Source organism: Bacillus cereus group sp. BfR-BA-01441 (assembly GCF_022663075.1).
Taxonomy (GTDB): Bacteria; Bacillota; Bacilli; order Bacillales; family Bacillaceae_G; genus Bacillus_A; species Bacillus_A cereus.
The window spans coordinates 12266-32625 of record NZ_JAKUEU010000044.1 but is presented as its reverse complement, the minus strand read 5'-3'; the positions used below and the strand labels follow the sequence as shown (position 1 = coordinate 32625).

Here is a 20360-nt window from a genome sequence, read left to right as displayed (position 1 = left end):
TGATTACTTTCTGATTATTAGAATGAAAAATTATACTCTATGTATCACGAATGATATTATAAGTGTTCGCCCTATGAATATTTAAAATAAAGTGCCGCCCAACTGGACGGCTCTTATTTTCACTTTACAAACGTAACATATTCACCAGAAACCCATTGATTTCCACCAACATTATACCAACCATCTTTATATCCAAACGATTGATATTTTTCACCTTGGTACACGTTTTTCACAATGCCGTAATTTGTTCCTGGGCCGGTACGAACACGCAATACATCAGCGATTATAGTAACTACACCTACACCATCGTTTGATGATTGTGAAGTTGCTGGTACATTTCCTCCCGTATAACGAATGTATGATGGATCGTTATAAACCCACTGATCGCCACCTAGATTTAACCAGCCATTTGATTGTCCAAATACTTTGTAGGACTCTTCTTTCCCTAATTGACGAATAACGCCATATCCAGTACCAGGTCCTTTTCGTAAATTTACATTACTACCGTTAATATAAGCAACCCCTACATTATCATTCGACGTGGGAGGAGTCACTACGTTTTGAGCACCTTTTCCAAAAGTATCCGTTCCATACCCTTTGTAGTTATATTGCAAATGCGGGCTATCCACAAATCCTTTCCAGTCACCGCCCCATTCGAAACCAATTTGTTTAGCATAACGAATTGCTGAAGCCCACGGTTCTTTATTATAGCCATTCCAATCTTCTGTACCATTCGACTGAATTGGAACAAAATCTAATGCCTGTCCTACTAAGTGATATGAGCGCATCGTTTGTGATGCTCCTTTACGAACATATTCACGTTGTTGCTCGACCGTACGGATTGTTTCATAAATTAATACTTCAATTCCATTGTCGATACAGTACTGATACCACTTAAAAGCTGCAGCTTTCGTATTATCCGCTAATTTATTCAGATTACTTACATTTCTATTGTGGTATTTCAATATGCAACATCTCCTTTTCTATTATCCTATGCAAAACTCGTCTCACGGGCTGTACATATACCTAGAACGATACGAAGTACAAATACATAGGAAGCCAATTCAGCTAAAAAGGTTTTCACTTCTAGCTTCAAACTTTGTAAGTTGAAATCGAAGCAATAAAAAAACCACAACCTAAGTCTTCAAGTTGCGGTTTTTGGTATTTTCTTTTTATATGCTACATGCCTTCTTGCATTGATAATCCTAATATGCAGGTTTTGTAAATTTCTCCTTTATGAATAACACTTCTTATTCATGACTTTTCAAATCCAATAATATTGAATGTAAACGATCCGGATAATTAGTAAACATCCCATCGACTCCCCATGAAAGTAACTTTTTCATATCTTTTTCATTATCTACTGTAAATGGATGAACTTCTAATCCGCTTTTCTTTATTTTCTTTACATAATCTGAATCAATATATTTGTAATTCATACCAAGACCTATGCAGTACGTTTTATACTTTTCTATCTCTAATTCTGTTAATTGAACTGCTTTTTTATAAGGTAATAATTGTACTAAGGATATATTACTATTTAAGCCATGAATCTTTTGTAGACTTTCTTCACTAAACGATTGAATAATAACTTTATCCTGTATTTCATAATGATTAATAATTTCTAATAATTTTTCTTCCATTCCTGGATATTCATTAGGTGATTTTGTTTCGATATAATAGTTCGCATTATGCCCAAACGTTTTAATAATTTCTGTTAATGTTGGGACTTTAACATTTTCAAATTCTTTCTTTGCTAAGTTCGGATATTTTTCATTAAAAAAAGAACCAGCATTTAGTTGCTTTATTTCTTCTAATGTATGCTCTTTCACTAGCCCAGTACCATTTGTTGTACGGTTTAAGGTTTCGTCATGCATTGCCACTAAATGCCCATCTTTTGTCATTTGGAGATCAATTTCTATATAATCTCCATTTATTTTTTGTCCTAATTGATATGCTGCTATTGTATGTTCAGGCGCGAACGCAGAAGCACCTCTATGTGCGATATTTTTTATATGATTTGATTGATTCATAGCTTTAGTATACTTATGTTCATTAATTTTCTGAAAAACAAAGATACTTATTATTATAAAGGCACAAATTATTGTAACGAGATATATCTTTTTCATAACGATTTATAAGCTCCTATATAAAGACAATTTAACTTGAATGATTTACTCAATTAAATGTCGATTTTCCAATACAGTCATTTTGCCGATAGCTTGAAATCCCGATTTTTTATAAATATTGATTCCATCGGTTGAAGCTTGTAATACACAATACGTATTTTTTAATTTTTGTGCTTCTTGCAGAAGGAAATTGAACATAGTAGATCCGAATCCTCGTCCTCTCATTTCTTCTTTCGTTGCGATGTCATAAATACCAATACTATCTTTTGAACATATCAATGAACCAACAGTTACGATTTCACCTTCATAAAATCCTAAAAATAGTTTCATATTCTCACTGTTCCATAAATCAAGATTAGAAATTTGATTATAGAATGCTTGTACATGTATACCTTCTTCCGATGTGCCGAATAGATTAGCTAACGTTTCTCCAAATTTTTTTATTAGTCCAGGTGAAGATGCTTGTTGAATTGTAAAACTTACTGGCATGTGTATTGTTGGAGAAATTGTTTTTAAGTCTGCTACCATCGCAATATTTTGCTCCGTTTCTTTTAACCCGATTTTATTTAACCCGCTTTTTATATCCCGCTCTTGCTCCTCATCCCATAACCAAACACTCATTGGAAATTTCTTTTGATTATAGTATTCTACCTCCTTATGTAATTTCTCGACCCCTTCCGTTAAATTATTGTTCAGTAGAGTAATGATATTGAATGTATCGGCAGGTAATCCACAATCAACAGCAATATAATCTTTCGTTTCTTTTATACTCATTCCGGGCACAAATTGCGCAACATATGAAGTTTTAAATGCAAAGTTATCTATTAGTAATTGTTTATAATTCATCAATAGTTCTCCTTTTCATAAAAAGTAATACTCGAATCCCTCTATATTAAATATAACATATTAGAAATTTACCTTTTTTTATAAAAAGTACCTCTTTAAATTGTGCTCTATAGTTTAAAATAATTAAAAATGATATAACGTTGTCGGAATGAAAAAAGTGGTATATAATAAATATTAACATTACTAGTAATTATTTTAGGTATTCCTAGAATAAAGGAGCGATACATATGAAAATTACTATTTATTTCGGAAGTCATGAAGATCAAGATGTTCGTACTATGGACTGTCATTTAGATGTAGAAGATACAGAAGAGATTGTTTCTGTATCATAATATAAATAGTTAGGATAAACCCTATTCCCTACAGCGTTTAAGGCACCTTTTATAAGGTGTCTTTTTTGTTATATTTTCATCAAAAACCCTTTACTTTATAGCGTTTTAATAGTAAAATATAAATATACGAACAAATGTTCTTTTTTATTTTAAACGTACATGAAGGGATGATTTTAACAATGGCTCCATTAAAGCGCAGAGGAAGAAAAAAGCAAGCACCTATTATTTCAAATACAGGCTTTATCGGCTCTGTCTTTATTGATACATTGGAGTTACAAAAGAAATCCTATTATTTCGCTCGTAAAAAACTTCAAATTGTTCATCACGTATTAGATGGTCTCTCTGGAGCAACAAGCGCTTTGTTTAAAGAACATAACATTTCAGCATACATGTCATGTGTGTATTTACATAAACAAAAGAAAATTGGTTTTATTCTTTCAACGAAACCATTTGAACAAAGTGATGGCGTTGCTTATTTTGTAAATTATTTAATCGAAAAGAATTTTTATGGCGGCCATGATGAAGATGTAGAATATCAAGAAGTATTTAATACAGGTTTTATCGGTGTAGTATTCGCTGATTTATCTAGTATAGATCGCTTTAATTTCGAGTTTGAAATGGGTATGCTAACGAAATTAATGAAAGATATGATTATCCCGGTTAAAGAACTCTTTTTACGCCATAATGTACCGGCTTACATCTCCACTTCTCACTTAGAAGAACAAAACAAATTAGGTTTCGTTCTCTCTGTAAAGCCATATGACGAACGCGCTGAAGCAGATTTATATTTTGAAGCATATTTAAAAGAACGAGGATTATTTATTGGTGATGAAGAAGATGAAATTGATAAGATCGTTATTAGAAAAACAGCTGAATTACGATAGAAAAGCGCAGGATGCTAATCCTGCGCTTTTTAAGTTACGTTAAACACTATAATCTTTTGAATGAATTTCTAAATTAAACTTATTTGCTAAAATTTTATTCAAAGTAAAAAATACAATCCCCCCTGCAATGGGAAGCGTGTAGGCTGGAATGAAATTTAATAATAGTCCTGATATTGCAAGTGCTATTGGTTGCATTATTTTACCTAAGCTTAATCCAATACTAAGAACTCTTCCTCTATATTCTTCAGGAATCTCATTTTGCATGAAATACATTAAAGGAATATCAATTTGTGCTATCATAAATCCTAAAAAGAACATAATCATGCAATACGTAGTAACATATACCCAATTATTTACTACAATAGATTTAAATAAAACAGGTATCCCTAAAACTATCATAAAAATTGCCAACATAAAACTTATTTTTTTCAATAGATAAGAATAAGAATAACAATCAGTTATCTTTTTCACTAATATTGCACCAACTATCATACCTATCGGAAAAGTCCCTTGAATCATACCAAATTGCTTAGAATTAAGATTGAGAACTGTGTTAATAATGTATGGCAACGGAACGGTTACAGCAAAGCCTAAAAAGAAATTAAGGGAAATTAAAATACTAAAAGTATTTTTTAAGCTTTTCCGCTCCAATAAGTAAGAGTATCCCTCCTTTATATCTTCAATAAAATTAATTTCTCTAATTGAACATTCCTCATTTATGTTTTGCTCGCACAATTTAAAGTTTATAAACAATATGGATATAGCCGAAAGGATAAATGAAATACCGTTAATAATTATAAAAGTTTTCATATCAAAGACTGCAAAAACAATGCCCCCTAACATAGGCCCTAAAATTAAAGATATAGAATCGATAATTTTACTTATAGAATTAATACTCATTAACCGTTCTTTAGTAACCATATTCGGTTTTACGGCCTCTAATCCTATTCCAAAAAACGTTGTAAATACGGTCATAAGAAAAGTAGTAGTATAAATAATGAATAAGTTTAATTCATAATAGTTGCTTAATATATAAACAGTTATTAATAAGCACCCGCTTAATACATCCATGCAAACGACGAGTTTCTTTTTATCAACCTTATCAGCAATGACACCGGCAAATGGATTCATAACAATCATTGGAATCGTTCCTAAAATAAGCGTAATCGCGAAATTTAAAGCAGATCCGGTTATTTGTAATACATACAATCCTAATGCGAAACTATAAATAGAGCTACCAAATAGTGATACTGTTTTTGCAATTGAATATAAACAAATATTTCTTAGTTCTTGGTTTCTATTTTTATTTTCTATATGTAATCGTAAACTTCCCATCATTTTCCCCCCTGCATAACTTTGTATTACGTACATTGTAAGTTCTTGGGTCAGCCCAATAGCAATATGTACGATTTGAAAAGTTTTAAGGGAAAATAAATAAAAGATGGAGTTAACCCCATCTTTTTCCGAAAAATGAATATGTATAAATTTCTTCTCCTTGAACAAAGAAATCCTCGTACTTTCCGCCTCGTTTTAAATAATTTGAAGTGCTTTCATCAATCGATTGAAACTGTAAATTTTGGATTTCTTTCGTTACTTTTGCAGATGTAAAATTCCCTCGGAGTTTAGGTGCAATTTGGCTATTTATACTAAATTTATTAAATAAAATAAATGAACTTAATAAATAACAATTGTGTTTAAAAAGGGAATTTAATTCGCGCAATAAGAACTCCTCATGTTCAAAACTATAATTACTTGTACCTGATTGATCGATCACAATATCAACAGAATTACTCTGAATAGGTATGTTTAGAAAGTCGGCACAAATAAATACAATATTTCTTTTCACATTTCTTCTCTCAATTACATCTTTTAAAAGTAAAAGTTTATTCAAATCTCGATCAACAGCAATATATAAACAATCTTCCGGTAGTTCTTCATAAATATTTCGTAAAAAGAACCCAATACCAGACCCTAAATCAAGTAGTATTTTTTCATTTAAATCTAGTTGCATTAGTTTCTTTTTTGACCATTCTCCTCCTCTTTGAACATTTTCCAAAAAAGCAGTATCGGTTTCATGGATATAATCCGAAATAGAATCTTCAAGTGATGTCTTTTCATACGCTTTCAATGAGGTGCCAGCTGTTAAAACTCCTGAAATAATCGCGTATTCTTCACCACAATTACAAATTAACTTTCCTTCAATAATTTGATTCTTATTAACAATCCCATCTTCAAGAATTAAATTTCCGTTACACTTAACACATTTAAATAAATGAAGTACTTTTAAATCTACCCCTAAAATTGAACTCGAGATTTCAGTTTCTATAGATAAATTATGTAACACTTCCTTTAATTTATCCCGTTTCTTCTCCAAAAGTTCTATTTCCTGTTCCATTTCGTCATATTTTAGTTTAAATAAAGATTGGTAAAAGGTAATTTTTTCGTAATTCATAGATTTCGCTAAATTTTTATAAAAAAATAGTTCTTTAATTTCATTCAAGCTAAACCCTAAATCTTTGTAATGTAATATAAGTTCTAAATCTCTTTGACAATACTCATCAAAAAAATAGTGCCCTCCTTTTTTTTCAGGAATAATGAGACTGAGATCCATATAATGTCTAATTGTATCAATACTTATGTTATTTACTTCACCAAACTTACCGATTTTCATAATATCCCTACCATTTAAATATTTTTTTATATAGATTTCTATTTTTACCTTTAAAAATCCTTTCACCTTTTTTTATCAGCATTATTTACGGAATAAACAAATAGTATTATTTATATTGTTGTGCCTAATAATATAACATGCAACTTTTGGTTTTATGTATGTTAAATTGTCAGTATCAAAATTATTAAACCTAAATAGATTTATTACTCTCTACTTAATGAAGTGTACCTATAAACGGACATTATAGCATCGCTTTATTGAATTGTTGGAGTAGGATTACTATAGAAGGTTACATAGGGGGAGCGTCAGGAAAATGCCGATTTACAATGATAAGGGAATTCCAAATTAAAAAGCGCAATTTCTCTGCAAATCAAAACAGAGAAATTGCGCTTTTTAATTATTTCATTTCTTTATTGAATTCATTAACTGGAAGAAGTATTCAGGTTTATGAGTCTTATTTAGGTTATACCATGAATGTAATGCATCTGGTGTAAATACATCTATTTTTTTCAGTACCTCCCTTGCAAATTCCAGAGGAGCTATTCCTGATGCAGTAACTAAATTCGCATCAGATACCGCAGATCCCAACTCATAAAACTTTTCTCCTTTATAGTTAGGACATACCATTTTAGTATATTCTAAGTTATTACTTGTATGCTTTCTAGTATCCAAGTATCCCATATTCGCTAGGGCATCAGTTGCACCACAAATTGCAGCAACAATAGTGCCAATCTTTAGAGCTTGGCCAATTCTTTCCAAGATAGGTTGATGAATTTCTTCGCTCCAAGTAGTCCCTCCTGGTAAAATTAAAAGATCTTTACTCTCAAGAGTACATTCATCAAGGGAAGTATCTGGTTTTATGCTCAGTCCTCCCATAGTAGTAATCATTTCTTTATTAGCTCCTACTGTAATTACTTTTAAAGGTGCTAAATCTTTTTTGAAATATCTTCCTGAGTTTAGTTCAGCAATTAAATATCCATATTCCCAGTCCGACATTGTATTAAATACATATAGAAAAACTTTTTTTGTTTGCATCCAATAACACTCCAATCACAATTTATATAGCTATTATAATATAACTTCCCTGACAGTTAACGTCAGGGAAGTTATCATACTTGATGAAATTTTATTAATTCCGACAGAACTTCAATAAGTCTTTTCTTAAGACTTATTGGCTCAATAACTTTAATAGATTTATTGTACGGTAAAAGTAAATAAGGTACATATGTATGTATCATATCTTTTCCAAGAAGAAAAACAGCTTGATTTGAAGTCCGTTCTTGTAAATAATGTCCTAAAAACCAATGTTGGCAAATATCAGCTAATACATTTTTATCCCCATTAATAACCAAAGAAATAATATCTTTCTTATCTTCTATAGTTGGAAGAAGACTTTTTATAAAAAAGTCCCGTGCTGAAAAATTTTCTGGCCGGTTAAACTTATTTTCCGTTAGCATTAAACTTTCAATTCGATCTACTCTAAAACTACGGATATCATTCCTAAGATGACAAAATCCAATCACATACCATTTATTATTCCAATAGATAATTCTGTATGGATCGACCAATCTATAATTTAATTTCTTTTCACCATTTTTATGGTAAAGAATTTTTACTGAGTACCCGTCAGCTACGACCTGCTCCAACTCCTTCAAAAAAGTTTCTATAGAGAGCGGATTTAATCGACTTATTACTTCAAGACTAGTTAAATGTTGATTTATCTTTGTTTCCTGCTCTTGATTTGAGTATTTACTTAGTTTTGAAATGGCCCTATTTAACGCTTCACCTCCATAATACCCGGCTTCTTCTGCAAAAACAGCAGCATGAAATAGTGAAGTTTGCTCCTCAAAATCAAAAAAAAGAGGGGCTTCAATAAAATTGTTCAATAAAGTGTATCCGCCGTTATGTCCTGATTCTGAAATTATAGGTACTCCACTAGTTGAAATTGTATCAATATAACGATACACAGTCCTTATATTCATCTCTAACTTTTCTGAAATTTGTTTTGCAGTAATTTTTTCACCTGAACGAAGCATCCAAAGAATTGCTAACATATTGTCAATTTTAGGCATATAATTTCACCTCTATATGAAACTTATTTTCTATTATAAATTTCCGATTTTCGGTATAACTCATCAATTGTTCCTTAAACTTTTTCTTCAAAAATAATATCCATTCTGATTTCGTTCAGTTGCTGAAATTGCCTTGAAGAATTCTGGTTAATTGAACTGACACGTATAATAGCATAAATGGTACTGCAAGCGTAACTAGTTTCCTTACTTTTATATTAACCTTTCCCCTTGAAACTAAAGATATATCTTTTATATACTATTGGTTAAATTTGGATGGATGAATATTATTTTATATTGAAAAAATAAATACGTCAAAATTATTTTACGGAAATTATAAAAATCATATTATATATAGATTAGTAAACTACTGAAATAATGCCCCCTAAAAGCGAAAAACGTGTTTCTATCTGTGAATTTATAAGAAAGGATGACGTTTTTATTTCTATTTGTATGTGTGATAAATTACACCTATTTCCCTGAGAATTTTAAAAATCCTCATACCCAATACCATACGAGTTGTTGCTACGGGTCTTGGTTTTGTACAAAAAATCGATAGAAACCAAGAAAATGATTTTATATCTTTTTATGTTTAGAGGAATTAAAAAATCACTACACCTCCTTCATATACGTGTAATATACAGGGGTTTATAACTTGATATAGAACATAAAAAGGAGATGTTTATATTATAAATAAAATGATATATATAAGTGGAGGGTTAGAAAATGAAAATTGCAATAGTCTGCTTCGATAACTTTACTGATATAGATGTTTTTCTACCATGGGATTTATTAAATCGTGTACGTTTAGTCGGTGGTCTTTCTGATTGGGATGTACAGCTTTTAGGAACGGAAGAAACTCATATATCTATGTCTGGCTTGCGTATTCCCATGACAGGAAGCATATCTGATATCCCTTTTGCCGACGCTGTAATATTTGCAAGTGGTAAAGGTGTAAAGGATTTATATAAAAATCAACAATATATTAATAGCATTCATGTAGATCCTCAAAGACAATTAATAGGATCTATGTGCTCTGGTTCACTACTATTAGGAGCTAAAAAATTACTAACTGGTAAAAAAGCTACAACATATCCATCCGCAGTAGAACAGCTAAAACAATTTGATGTAGACGTTATTGAGCAAAGTTTCGTAAACGAAGGAAATATCTCGACTGCTGCGGGTTGTTTTGCTGCTCAAGAACTCTCAGCCTGGATTATAAGGACCCTACTTAATGAAGAGATGGTTGATATTGTACTAGAAACTGTTCAGCCAGTAGGAAAAGGTTTATATTTTTAATCTCAAATCAAGTCAAGGAATTGTGGTTGCTCCCCAAAACGATAAAATAAGATTTTTGTTTCAAGTTAACACAAATTTCGTTCTAGAGTGCTATAAAAATTCAACTTGATGATGGCGTGCACCATTTATAAATAAAAAACCCGTGAACTATTCACGGGTTTTACTTTAATAACTAATTGCAATTGTACCTTCACCTGCATGAACCGCAAATGAAATTGGTAATGGATATAATTTGAAATCCATTTCAGGGAATGCTTGTCTAATATCTGCAATCCATTCTTCAGCTCCAGCTTTATCGTTAGCATGGAACATGTGAAGTACTTTTGGTAATTCTTTTTCAAGTTCATTTTTAATATATTCTCGACATTTTTGGATTTTACGAACTTTCTTTTCAAGTAAAAGCTCTCCACCTTTTACTTCTAATATTAAGTTGACACTTAATAAACTTCCAAGTAAAAATTGAACTCCCTTTACACGCCCACTTGCATAAAGGCCTTTTAAACTTTTTGGGAATACGTGGAAAGGTCTTCTTTTTTCCTCTACTAATGTTTTGTGTATATCTTGTAAAGTCATACCATCATTGTATAACGATTTCGCTTTTCTAATTAGTTCATCCATTGGATAACTTGTTGTTTCACTGTCTAATACCGTTAATGGAAAACCTGCCATTTCTGCAGCTAACTTCATATTTTGATAGGTTCCACTTACTTTTCCGCTAATAGCAACTGCAAATCCTTCTTCATATTCTTCTTTGCATTTCGAAAATAACTCTACCATTTCCCCTATGTTAGGCTGTGATGTAGTGACAGTTTTACCTTCGTTCAAAGCATTATAAACGCGCTCACGCACACCTTCTTCACAATCTTTGTACGACACACCATCAATAATAACTTCAATTGGGATAACAAAGTTATCTCCTTCTGTTTTAAAACTCGCAGTTGTACTATCAGTAATCCAAGCAACACGATTCATGTTGTTCCTCCCTTAATTCAATTCCTCTTTTCTAATTTTTCTATATATTTATGTTATGAAAAGAGAATATCCCTGTAATAGTAACAGGACTTTATTGTTTTGGCTATAGTAGATGCATATTAAATGTGACTATTTCTTGTCTATTTCACAAATAAAAAAGAAAATCAAGGAATTTGCTCGATTTTCTTCTTATCATATACTATTTAAAAGTTTCATTATCTAAAATTACTACATAATCATTCGTTAATCGTCCAGCTTCTTTTGTATAACTAACAAGCCTTTGTATATTATCACAGCAAATTTTTGCTCCCCATACGAGTAACGGTACGCCAATAAAATCAATATGGAACCTTCTAGAAAACAGCCCACCGAAAGTCATCGGTAAAGGCACTGTTGGTGATGTATTAGAAAATATAATCTTTTCATGGCTTTGATAATGTTTTTGCAAGATTTCTCCTAAATGCTTCATCGCAGGTACAACAACTTTTGATGCGCCGCATCCAATCGTATATACAGGATGACCATGTTCATCGATTCCATGAAAAATAATTTTTCCCATATCTTCTGTTTTCAATTTATTAAAGTAATCTACATTCAAAATTTCTTCTTTCGTTAACTTACGATCCGTTGGTAGTTTATTTAAATGATACGCTGCAGCTAGTGAGGTAGTATGTGTTCCACCAAAATCTGTGTAAATGTATATCATATTATCATCCCTTGTTGTAAAAGTTCAATGTTAATTAGTATTACCGTTCTTAGCAATGTTAAACAAGGGATGAATGTATTTACGCTTTTTGTGTTAATTCATTATATTTTTTCCAAATATAATAACGTCTACTAATCACGGTGCCTAATGTAATACATAAAAAGGCGTTTGTTACAACCATTAATGTCTGGTGTGTACTACCAGAAAACATACTTTGTTTAATTATAATTTTTGCTCCTAAAATAATAAGAAGGATTATTGTACTTACCCAATTTCCTTTTCGTAGTACATGACCTGTTTCACTATCTACTCGAAATGTTAAAGCTCTTCCTCGTATAATTCCAAGACCTAAGCCGATTCCAAGCATTACAACAAACAGTAGTCCTTGCAGCAAAGTTATTTGTCCCATATGAATAATGGACTGGATTGTTACAAAGCACAACAAAGCCGGAATGAGCCAAATACGGTTTATTTTCACTTTTCGTTCTTTACTTTGCATCAAAACAATAATAAGAACAACAAGTAAAATATCCATTTAGAATCCTCCTATAAACTTGTTTATCTTTAAAAATTATATTCTCCTCTTTTCATTCCATACTTGAAATACGATAGCTACTTTCAAGTGTAAGATGGAAAATGTGATTTCTCATCAGCCTTAAGCATTATTTATAAAAATAAAAAGACGTACTTTTTACTCGTACGCCTTTAATAACTCGTTTAAACTCCTATTTATCAACTAATTCCACACCTTTAGAATTAGTTTTACCCAACACTCGAATGTTAAATTTATTAATGGCTTTTAAAAAGATATTATAAATAGAATATCCAATAATAGAACCTATAACATTACAAATCACATCATCAATATCAGTAATACGTCCCACTCCACTAAATAAAGACTGAATTAATTGTAGCAATTCAATACTAGCTGATATAGAAAATCCTAATAAAATTGTATTTTTGAATTTCTTATATTTATCCCATAGGATAGGTGCTAAAAATCCTAAAGGCATTAATAATAAAATATTCCCGCCTACATTTCTTACAATTAGCCCAATCATAAATAGGGCATCTCCATCATAAGCACTACCAATTTGATTGATGTCTTTAATAATTGATGCAAATGGTATTATATTGACCGAGCGATTCAGATTTTCAATATTAGAAGGAAAACCGATTGGTAAAGGGAATAAAGTTACTGCAACAACCATACAAATGTAAACCACGAATAAAAAACTTACTATTTCTTTCCACCAAATCACATGTTTTTTATTTTTGGTACCAATTAATATTCCACGTACAATTAAATAACAAATAACCCCTAAAATAATAAACAAACTACCGTTGATCATATACAAATTGTTAACACATCCTTTCATATGAATTAATAATTTAAATTTACAATTATATAGTAATATTTTTTAATTTAAAAATCCGTATAAATATATGTAATTGTGCAGAATTACAAAAACCCCTTATTTAATAAATAAAGGGTTCCTCGTTAACTAAAATATTTTTCAGAACAGAAACAATCATAAACCCGTTTAAATTATTTTCGTATCTCTTCTTTTATATCCATATAATTAAAAAGCTCTTTCTATTTCTGTCATTAATTTTTCAGGTCCTGCCTCTTTATTCGATGGAATAACTAAAGTGATTCCTAATTCTGGATATATGGCCGAGCGAAAACTGACGCCTGGATCATATCCCATTACATGATATTTGAATACCTTATTTTCTCGTGTTTCAATCCATATTCCATATCCGTAAGACTGTTTATCATTTACATGAATGTGGGGAGTTAAAAGTAACTTTGTATATTCCTTTCCTAAAATTTCATTATTAAATAGTGCCGCCCAAAATTTCAACATGTCTGGTGCAGTAACATATGCACCTCCATCAGCCCCTCCTTTTATTGGTATAGAGTAAGCGTTTGTTCTCCAATTTTGGTTGGTTTCGTCCTTTATATATCCTAGAGCTGTACGTCTTGGTAATTTATCTAACGAAAAATAGCCAGAATCATTCATGCTAATCGAATTAAAAATGTTCTTTTCTATATACTCCGTAAATTTAAGTCCCGTCTGTTCTTCTATTATTAATCCAAGTATGATAAAACCTGCGTTGTTGTAGTGAAACTTACTCCCAGGTGCAAACATCATATTACTGTTTTGGAATAATGGTAAAAAGTCTTTTAAGCTCTTTAATAGATACATAGGTGTTTGTTTCCAAAGATCCTCGAAGTTATCTATAATACTTTCATCAAAATAATCTGGTATACCAGAGCTATGCGTTAGTAGTTGATGTATTGTAATATCTTCATCGAAGTTTGGAAGTTTTATCTCTAGACAATCCTTTAATTTTGTATGAAAAGAAATAACACCTTTTTCAACAAGTTGACAGATTCCAATTGCAGTGAAAATTTTACATCCTGAGGCAATGCCGAATCTTGTTTGTATCGTATTGTTTATACATTCACTTTTGTTTGCGTAACCCATTGCTTTTTCATAGATTAAGTCTTTTTCTTTTTTTACTAAAACTACTCCAGAGAAATCTATTTTCTTTTGTATTTCTTTTACAATTCTATTAATTTCATCTTTTGTTTTTATCACGACAACCACCCTTGTCTTTCGGTATTGTTCTTTACCCTTATTAATTTTTCCATATAAAAGAGAAAGAACCCTTTTATTAAATACGATAAATTGTTAATGAGAACACAAAGTTCATTTCGAATGTATTCCGCTATTTGTGGGCAGTAGGACCCCCATCTCAAAATTCAGCGAAAGCAAAGAAGTTAAGTGGGGACCCTGCTGCCCGTAAAAGCCCGATTGGTGAGGGCTGATAATCAGTGGGGGATGCTCCCCTGATTAAAATTTCACTTTATTGACTCAGTAGAATACAACTTAGATTGTGATGGGAATAAAGTAAACACACACAAGACGATAGTAATAAATAACATTATTACTGACCCTACAATAACTACAAGTTGTATAGAAATGAACTGAGTCGCAACACCAGATAGTATTGTAATAAAGATTGTTACTAACGCAATAACAAGTCCATATATGCTCCCGATCCGTCCCATTATATGAACGGGAACATTATTTTGGTAAAATGTATAAAATCCTGTATTTGCATATGCCATAGAGAAAGATAAAATAAAGAATCCAATAGCAGCTATTAAAAATACATTTGAAAAAGCATAAATTAAATAACCAATTGCGATGAATAATGATCCTATTCCAATTAGAAATGAAGGTGCTAATTTTTTTGACAAAATTGTATTTGTTACGGCACCTAAAATAAATCCTGCACCAGCTATACTAACTAGAAAACCGTATTCACTATCTGTTAGTAGTAATACCTCTTTCGCAAACGATAGTTCAAGTGAATCAGTAGCAGTTGCTAATACGAACATACTTTGAAATAAGAAATACACACATACGACATACACATGTTTTCTACTAAAATTTATAACAGTGTTCCAATCTTTTTTTAATACTGTAAGTGATAATGTATTACTAGTTGTATCCGAATCTTCTTTCTTATCAAGATTCGGTAAAAGTAATGTAATGAATCCTGATAAGAAAAATGCTATAGCATTCATATATATAGCAAACTCTGGTGTACTCGCAATTAATAAAACCCCCGCTATCGCTGGACCAATTAAAAATGCACCAGATCCTATTAAACTGCGTAATGAGTTGAAACGTTGTCTTTGCTCTACTGGAATTAATTTCGTCATATATGTCATAGCAGTTGGCTCATAAATTGCACTGGCCATACTTATAAAGAATACGAATACATAAACAATCCAAAGTGACGGAAGTAAAGGTAAAATAGCGATAAATAACGCACGATATATATCGAGGTGAATCATTAATTTCCGTTTATTTAAACGATCAATCATACTCCCAGACCAAGCGTTTGTAAATAAAGTGGCTAATGGTTTTATTACATATAAAGTAGCAACAGCTAAGGCTGAGCCACCCATATTATAGACAAGTACATTCAGTGCTATTAAGTAAATCCATGCCCCTAAATTCGCAATACCAACTCCGGACAATAGTAATAAAGGATATTTCCAATCTTTAAGTAAATTTTTCATTTTTGGCCCCCGCTTTCAAAATTGTTTTACAACAATAAAAAAATCCCACCCCCAAGACTTTTAATCTTAGGGACGAGATTTATCATCGCGGTGCCACCCTAGTTTGTTAATATGTCACCATACTAACCTTATCAGGTACTGCATTCTAATTCATGCTTATACCATAGCTCTATAACGGGAGCTCCCGTCACACCATCCCCTAATAATAGGTTCCGATGAGCTGCTCAGAGGCTTGGTTCAATAAAGAATTTTTACTCCTTTTCAGCTAAATGGAGCTCTCTGTGAAAAATTCATTTTATTTACTCTTCTCTTCACTGCATTTGATTTTTTCCATATTATCACATATACATTTAACTGTAAATAAAAAATAATCAGATATTTATATTTTCGTCATTTTTGCTTTACGACCAATTTGACATACGAAACGCATTAGCTTTTTATGAAGATAAGGAAATAAAGCGAAGAATACGTCCATCGTTTTTTTTAATGGCATTGGACAAATTACTAATTTATTTTTATGAATAGCTTTCAGTGCAATTTCAGCGAATTTGTCAGCTGAAATTGGCTTATTTGTTTTTAGTTGTTTTATAATTTGATTCTTATTCATATTAATTGCAATTGATTTTTCAAATATGGGTGTATCTACAAAAGTTGGACAAAGCACACTTACATTTACACCGTATTCTTCCGCCTCATAATGTAATGAAGTTGTTAAACCTACGATAGCATGTTTGGTTGTTGCATACGCGGTACAAAGGGGAGCTGGTCCTAAACCAGTTGCAGAAGCAGTATTAATGATATGACCAAATCCTTGTTTTTTCATGAATTGGTAAGCCAATTGTGTTCCGTAAATTACTCCTAATAAATTTATTTCAATAATATGTTTCCAATCATCCAAAGACATATCGAATACTTCTCCATACATAGCAATTCCTGCATTATTAAACATATAATCAATTCTACCAAACTCATTAACTATTTTTATAATAAGTTCTTCTACGGATCCAGCGTTAGTAACATCTAAATATTCGAACCTAGCTAGTTGATTATTATTTTTTATATTATTCACAAGGTCTTGGCCACAAGTTTCATTAATATCAGCGATAATTACAAATATATCTTTATTTGCTAATTGAATGGCTAAAGCTTTACCAATACCAGAAGCGCCGCCAGTTATAATTGCGATTTTTTGCTCATCCATATAAATAACCTCCTGTTGTTTATACATATAATGAAAACGGACGAGTGTAAGGATTTGAACAATCGTTCTAATTCGCGTGTCACGCTACATAAATTTGTTTGAAATAGAGAGTAAAAAAATTTTAATAGCTTCTTCAAATAAAACTTCTAATTTCTCCATTTCAATTGAATGAATGAATTGACATAATCCACCTAGCCATGAACCTAATAAAAGGCATGAACCCTCAACATTTTTCATATAAAACTCACCACTTTTTATACCTTCATCTAAAATTTGTTGATATGCCTTTAAAGGGACAACAGCTAAACCATAAAGTTGTTGAACTGTAGAAGGATTCGTGCTCGGATCAGAGGCAAGTTCTTGCCCCGCTCTTAATAACGGCGTTTTGTAATTATAAAGTACAAATTTAGCCATTCCATATAATTTTTCAGTTGCGTTTGTATACTGTTTTTCTGCTATTTCCCATTTATCATGCCAGTTTTTCATACTGTCTTTAGCTAAATAAACAAATAATTCTTCTTTATTTTTATAATGATAATATATATGTCCTTTACTATAACCAGAGGCTTTAGCAATGTTATCAATGGAGGTTCTTGTATACCCTTTTAAGGAAAATAACTCTATCGCTTTTTCTGCTATTATTTCTTTGGCTAAATCACTATCATATCGTCTTTTATTCAATGTAGACTCCTTCCATCGTTTAATACAAAAATTGAACAATCGTTCTAATTTCAATATATGTAAGTTTTTTTGTTTTAGTAACTGTTAAGTATTTTATTTATTATTTTTTCTGAAAAATACGGTGCGTGAAATTACTCATAAATTTTTAAAAAAGAACCTATTGGATGTAGGTTCTTCAACAAGTTTGAATTAATTCGTATTCGCCTCTGTTAACGGTTGTAACGGCGGTTCTAATTCTAGTTCTAGTATATCTCCTTCTTGTAAATCTTGTCCTTTTTCAATACTTTGACTCGTTACATAACCCGTACCAGAAGTTTTCAAATCTAATTTCAAAAGTTTAGAGAAATACATAACATCACGCATGGACCACCCTTTTACATTTGGCATTTGTGCGTTATTCCCTAATAAAAATATACGATCACCTTCACTCATTACCTCGCCAGACTGTGGATATTGTTTTATTATTTTTCCTTCTCCTAAAATTACCGGCTGTAGCTTCTCTTTTTCTACACTTTTCTCTATTGTATCCATCGATTGATTTACATAATTTTGTACTTTTAATTGAGATGGTTTCGCTGCATCAGCTATTTGTTTTTCTGTATACGGTTTCACCTTTAAATATTCAAGGCTGTTTTTTATAACAGGTTTAAATATTTCAGCAAGAGGCTGAGCTCCATACTCATCTCCTTTTAACTTTGGCTGCTTAATAGCTAAGTATACGATTAACTCCGGATCATCAATTGGAGCCATTCCTAAAAAGGAGAAAATGTAATTCTCTTTCCCTTCCATATATCGGCCGTTTTCAGGATTCGGTATTTGTGCTGTTCCTGTCTTACCTCCAATTGGATAACCATCCACTTTATACATTGTACCAGTTCCTTTTGAAGATGTTATAACACGCTCCATTAAGCTTCTAACTTTGTCCGCTGTTTCTTTTTTTATCGGATTCCCAATTTCTTTCGGTTGATTTTCCATAATAACTTCCTTGTTTGTTGGATTTACAACTTTATCAACGATATATGGTTGCATCATTTTCCCGTCATTTGCTATAGCAGTAGCCGCTTGGATTAATTGAATTGGAGTTACTGTAGAACCTTGACCAAAAGAAGTTGTAACCTGTTGAATTTGTGTATTTAATAATAAAGTATTTTTACTTTCTCCAGGTAAATCTATCCCTGTTTTTTGATTGAATCCAAATTTATTCATATATTGCTTAAATTTATATGGTTTCAGTAACTGATCTTCTAAAATAGAAAAAGCTACGTTTGATGACCTTTCAAAACCTTCATCAAATGTAATTGATCCCCATCCAAATCCACCATTATGGTCTTTTATATCAGAGGAACCAACGGAATATTTTCCAGATTGAAAATATTCTTTTCCGTTATATACACCTTCATTAATGGCAGCTGCTAACGTAAAAACTTTCATTGTTGAACCTGGTTCATATGCATTTGCAATCGGGTCATTTAAAAAGTATTCGATATCACCTACATTAGGATTGTAACTAGGTTTACTAGACATTGCTAAAACCTTTCCTGTTTGTGGATCAGCAATAATGCCAATTAACATAGAAGGATCATAATGTTCTTGCGCTTTGTTCATCGCTTCTTCTAAAAAACTATTAATTTGTTTATCAAGCGTTAAATATACGTTATTCCCATTTTTAGCTGGTTCTACTTTACCTATATCATTTGTAAGCGGAATTCCCCTTCGTGTACCCACATATTCTATATTCCCGTTTGTAGAGCGCAAATATTTATCCAAACTCTTTTCAAGCCCAAACTTCCCTTCCGTATTCCCTTTATCATCTGGTCTAGCAAAACCAAGTATATAGGATGCAAAGTCTTCATTTGGATACACTCTTGCTTTTTCCGACATAAAAGATACACCTGGTATTTTTAAATCATTAATTTTTTCCTTCTTTTCCCTAGATAAGTTCCGACCAATTTTCCCAATTTCAACTTGCGTACGCCCTTCATGAAAGTTTTTTAATACTTCTTCTTTATCAATTTCAAGCACATCGGCTAATTGTTGTGCGGTTTCATCTTTATTTTTCACTTTATCTTTTCCTTTTAAATTCACAACAACTCGATATGTTGTAGAATCTTGTACTAACACCTTTCCCGTTTGGTCATAGATAGTGCCACGATTCGCTTCTAAAACACCTTTTTTATTATGTTGTTCATCCGCGAGGTCCTTTACATTTACATTATGCACGACTCCTACTGCCTGAATATAGACTATACGCAAAATCATAATAAGAAACAAAACAATAAAAGCAATCATCATATATCGAGCGCCTTTATTCGTTTGAAGTTTTTGCATACTTATCTCCTCTCTTTTGGAATGGATTCGTACGAAGATGCGTTTTATAAGTTGTAGTTTTTGTTTACGATACTATATGTTTCGAAGTTTTCTTTTTAATTCCTTTAAAACAATACGAAACTAACTATTGTTATTTT

At 31.6% G+C, this 20360-nt stretch carries 18 protein-coding genes and 1 other annotated feature; of the genes, 2 read left to right on the top strand and 16 right to left on the bottom strand.

Annotated elements, in window-relative coordinates; genetic code table 11:
- Positions 1-119 precede the first annotated feature (119 nt).
- The 3 genes from MR107_RS18325 to MR107_RS18315 form a co-directional block, all read right to left on the bottom strand.
- On the bottom strand, positions 120-965 hold the full coding sequence (locus MR107_RS18325; RefSeq protein WP_078187138.1) for a M15 family metallopeptidase: 846 nt from the start codon (positions 963-965) through the stop codon (positions 120-122).
- 285 nt (positions 966-1250) lie between these two features.
- Positions 1251-2129 (bottom strand): glycerophosphodiester phosphodiesterase, encoded by an 879-nt coding sequence (locus tag MR107_RS18320; RefSeq protein WP_000725645.1) that lies wholly within the window; start codon positions 2127-2129, stop codon positions 1251-1253.
- Positions 2130-2174: 45 nt separating this feature from the next.
- Positions 2175-2975: a GNAT family N-acetyltransferase gene (locus MR107_RS18315; protein ID WP_242292582.1), complete on the bottom strand. Its 801-nt coding sequence runs from the start codon at positions 2973-2975 to the stop codon at positions 2175-2177.
- A gap of 511 nt (positions 2976-3486) precedes the next feature.
- On the opposite strand from MR107_RS18315, the gene MR107_RS18310 reads away from it, so the two are divergent.
- Positions 3487-4191: a hypothetical protein gene (locus tag MR107_RS18310; protein WP_242292581.1), complete on the top strand. Its 705-nt coding sequence runs from the start codon at positions 3487-3489 to the stop codon at positions 4189-4191.
- Positions 4192-4230: 39 nt separating this feature from the next.
- On the opposite strand, the gene MR107_RS18305 is transcribed toward MR107_RS18310, so the two are convergent.
- The 4 genes from MR107_RS18305 to MR107_RS18290 all read right to left on the bottom strand — a co-directional run bounded on the left by MR107_RS18305 (position 4231) and on the right by MR107_RS18290 (position 8934).
- Entirely contained in the window at positions 4231-5526 is a 1296-nt protein-coding gene (locus MR107_RS18305) for an MFS transporter (protein WP_242292580.1), read from the bottom strand.
- Between the two features lie 112 nt (positions 5527-5638).
- Positions 5639-6862: a methyltransferase domain-containing protein gene (locus MR107_RS18300; RefSeq protein ID WP_242292585.1), complete on the bottom strand. Its 1224-nt coding sequence runs from the start codon at positions 6860-6862 to the stop codon at positions 5639-5641.
- A gap of 402 nt (positions 6863-7264) precedes the next feature.
- Positions 7265-7897, bottom strand: coding sequence for a type 1 glutamine amidotransferase family protein (locus MR107_RS18295; RefSeq protein ID WP_226368736.1), 633 nt, complete (start codon positions 7895-7897; stop codon positions 7265-7267).
- Positions 7898-7971: 74 nt separating this feature from the next.
- A complete protein-coding gene (locus MR107_RS18290; protein ID WP_226368735.1) occupies positions 7972-8934 on the bottom strand; it encodes a helix-turn-helix transcriptional regulator in 963 nt (320 codons plus the stop codon).
- Between the two features lie 723 nt (positions 8935-9657).
- On the opposite strand from MR107_RS18290, the gene MR107_RS18285 reads away from it, so the two are divergent.
- Positions 9658-10230 (top strand): DJ-1/PfpI family protein, encoded by a 573-nt coding sequence (locus MR107_RS18285; protein ID WP_000684456.1) that lies wholly within the window; start codon positions 9658-9660, stop codon positions 10228-10230.
- Between the two features lie 165 nt (positions 10231-10395).
- Here MR107_RS18285 and MR107_RS18280 read toward each other — a convergent pair whose 3' ends face one another.
- The 9 genes from MR107_RS18280 to MR107_RS18240 all read right to left on the bottom strand — a co-directional run bounded on the left by MR107_RS18280 (position 10396) and on the right by MR107_RS18240 (position 20223).
- A complete protein-coding gene (locus tag MR107_RS18280; protein WP_001082413.1) occupies positions 10396-11202 on the bottom strand; it encodes a DegV family protein in 807 nt (268 codons plus the stop codon).
- Between the two features lie 199 nt (positions 11203-11401).
- Positions 11402-11908, bottom strand: a complete 507-nt coding sequence (locus MR107_RS18275; RefSeq protein WP_000639421.1) for a DUF3189 family protein — start codon at positions 11906-11908, stop codon at positions 11402-11404.
- A gap of 79 nt (positions 11909-11987) precedes the next feature.
- A complete protein-coding gene (locus MR107_RS18270) occupies positions 11988-12443 on the bottom strand; it encodes a CcdC protein domain-containing protein (RefSeq protein ID WP_061660853.1) in 456 nt (151 codons plus the stop codon).
- A 190-nt stretch (positions 12444-12633) separates the two neighbouring features.
- On the bottom strand, positions 12634-13266 hold the full coding sequence (locus MR107_RS18265; RefSeq protein WP_000281841.1) for a VanZ family protein: 633 nt from the start codon (positions 13264-13266) through the stop codon (positions 12634-12636).
- Positions 13267-13491: 225 nt separating this feature from the next.
- Positions 13492-14517 (bottom strand): serine hydrolase domain-containing protein, encoded by a 1026-nt coding sequence (locus tag MR107_RS18260; protein ID WP_000598061.1) that lies wholly within the window; start codon positions 14515-14517, stop codon positions 13492-13494.
- Positions 14518-14780: 263 nt separating this feature from the next.
- A complete protein-coding gene (locus tag MR107_RS18255) occupies positions 14781-16013 on the bottom strand; it encodes an MFS transporter (RefSeq protein WP_226368734.1) in 1233 nt (410 codons plus the stop codon).
- Between the two features lie 65 nt (positions 16014-16078).
- Positions 16079-16337, bottom strand: a binding site (T-box leader).
- A gap of 55 nt (positions 16338-16392) precedes the next feature.
- Complete coding sequence (locus tag MR107_RS18250) at positions 16393-17214, bottom strand: SDR family NAD(P)-dependent oxidoreductase (RefSeq protein WP_242292579.1); 822 nt, start codon at positions 17212-17214, stop codon at positions 16393-16395.
- 84 nt (positions 17215-17298) lie between these two features.
- Positions 17299-17895, bottom strand: a complete 597-nt coding sequence (locus MR107_RS18245; protein ID WP_001042674.1) for a TetR/AcrR family transcriptional regulator — start codon at positions 17893-17895, stop codon at positions 17299-17301.
- 189 nt (positions 17896-18084) lie between these two features.
- The gene (locus MR107_RS18240) at positions 18085-20223 is read right to left on the bottom strand and encodes a penicillin-binding protein (protein ID WP_226368733.1); all 2139 of its coding nucleotides are present in this window, start codon (positions 20221-20223) and stop codon (positions 18085-18087) included.
- Positions 20224-20360 lie beyond the last annotated feature (137 nt).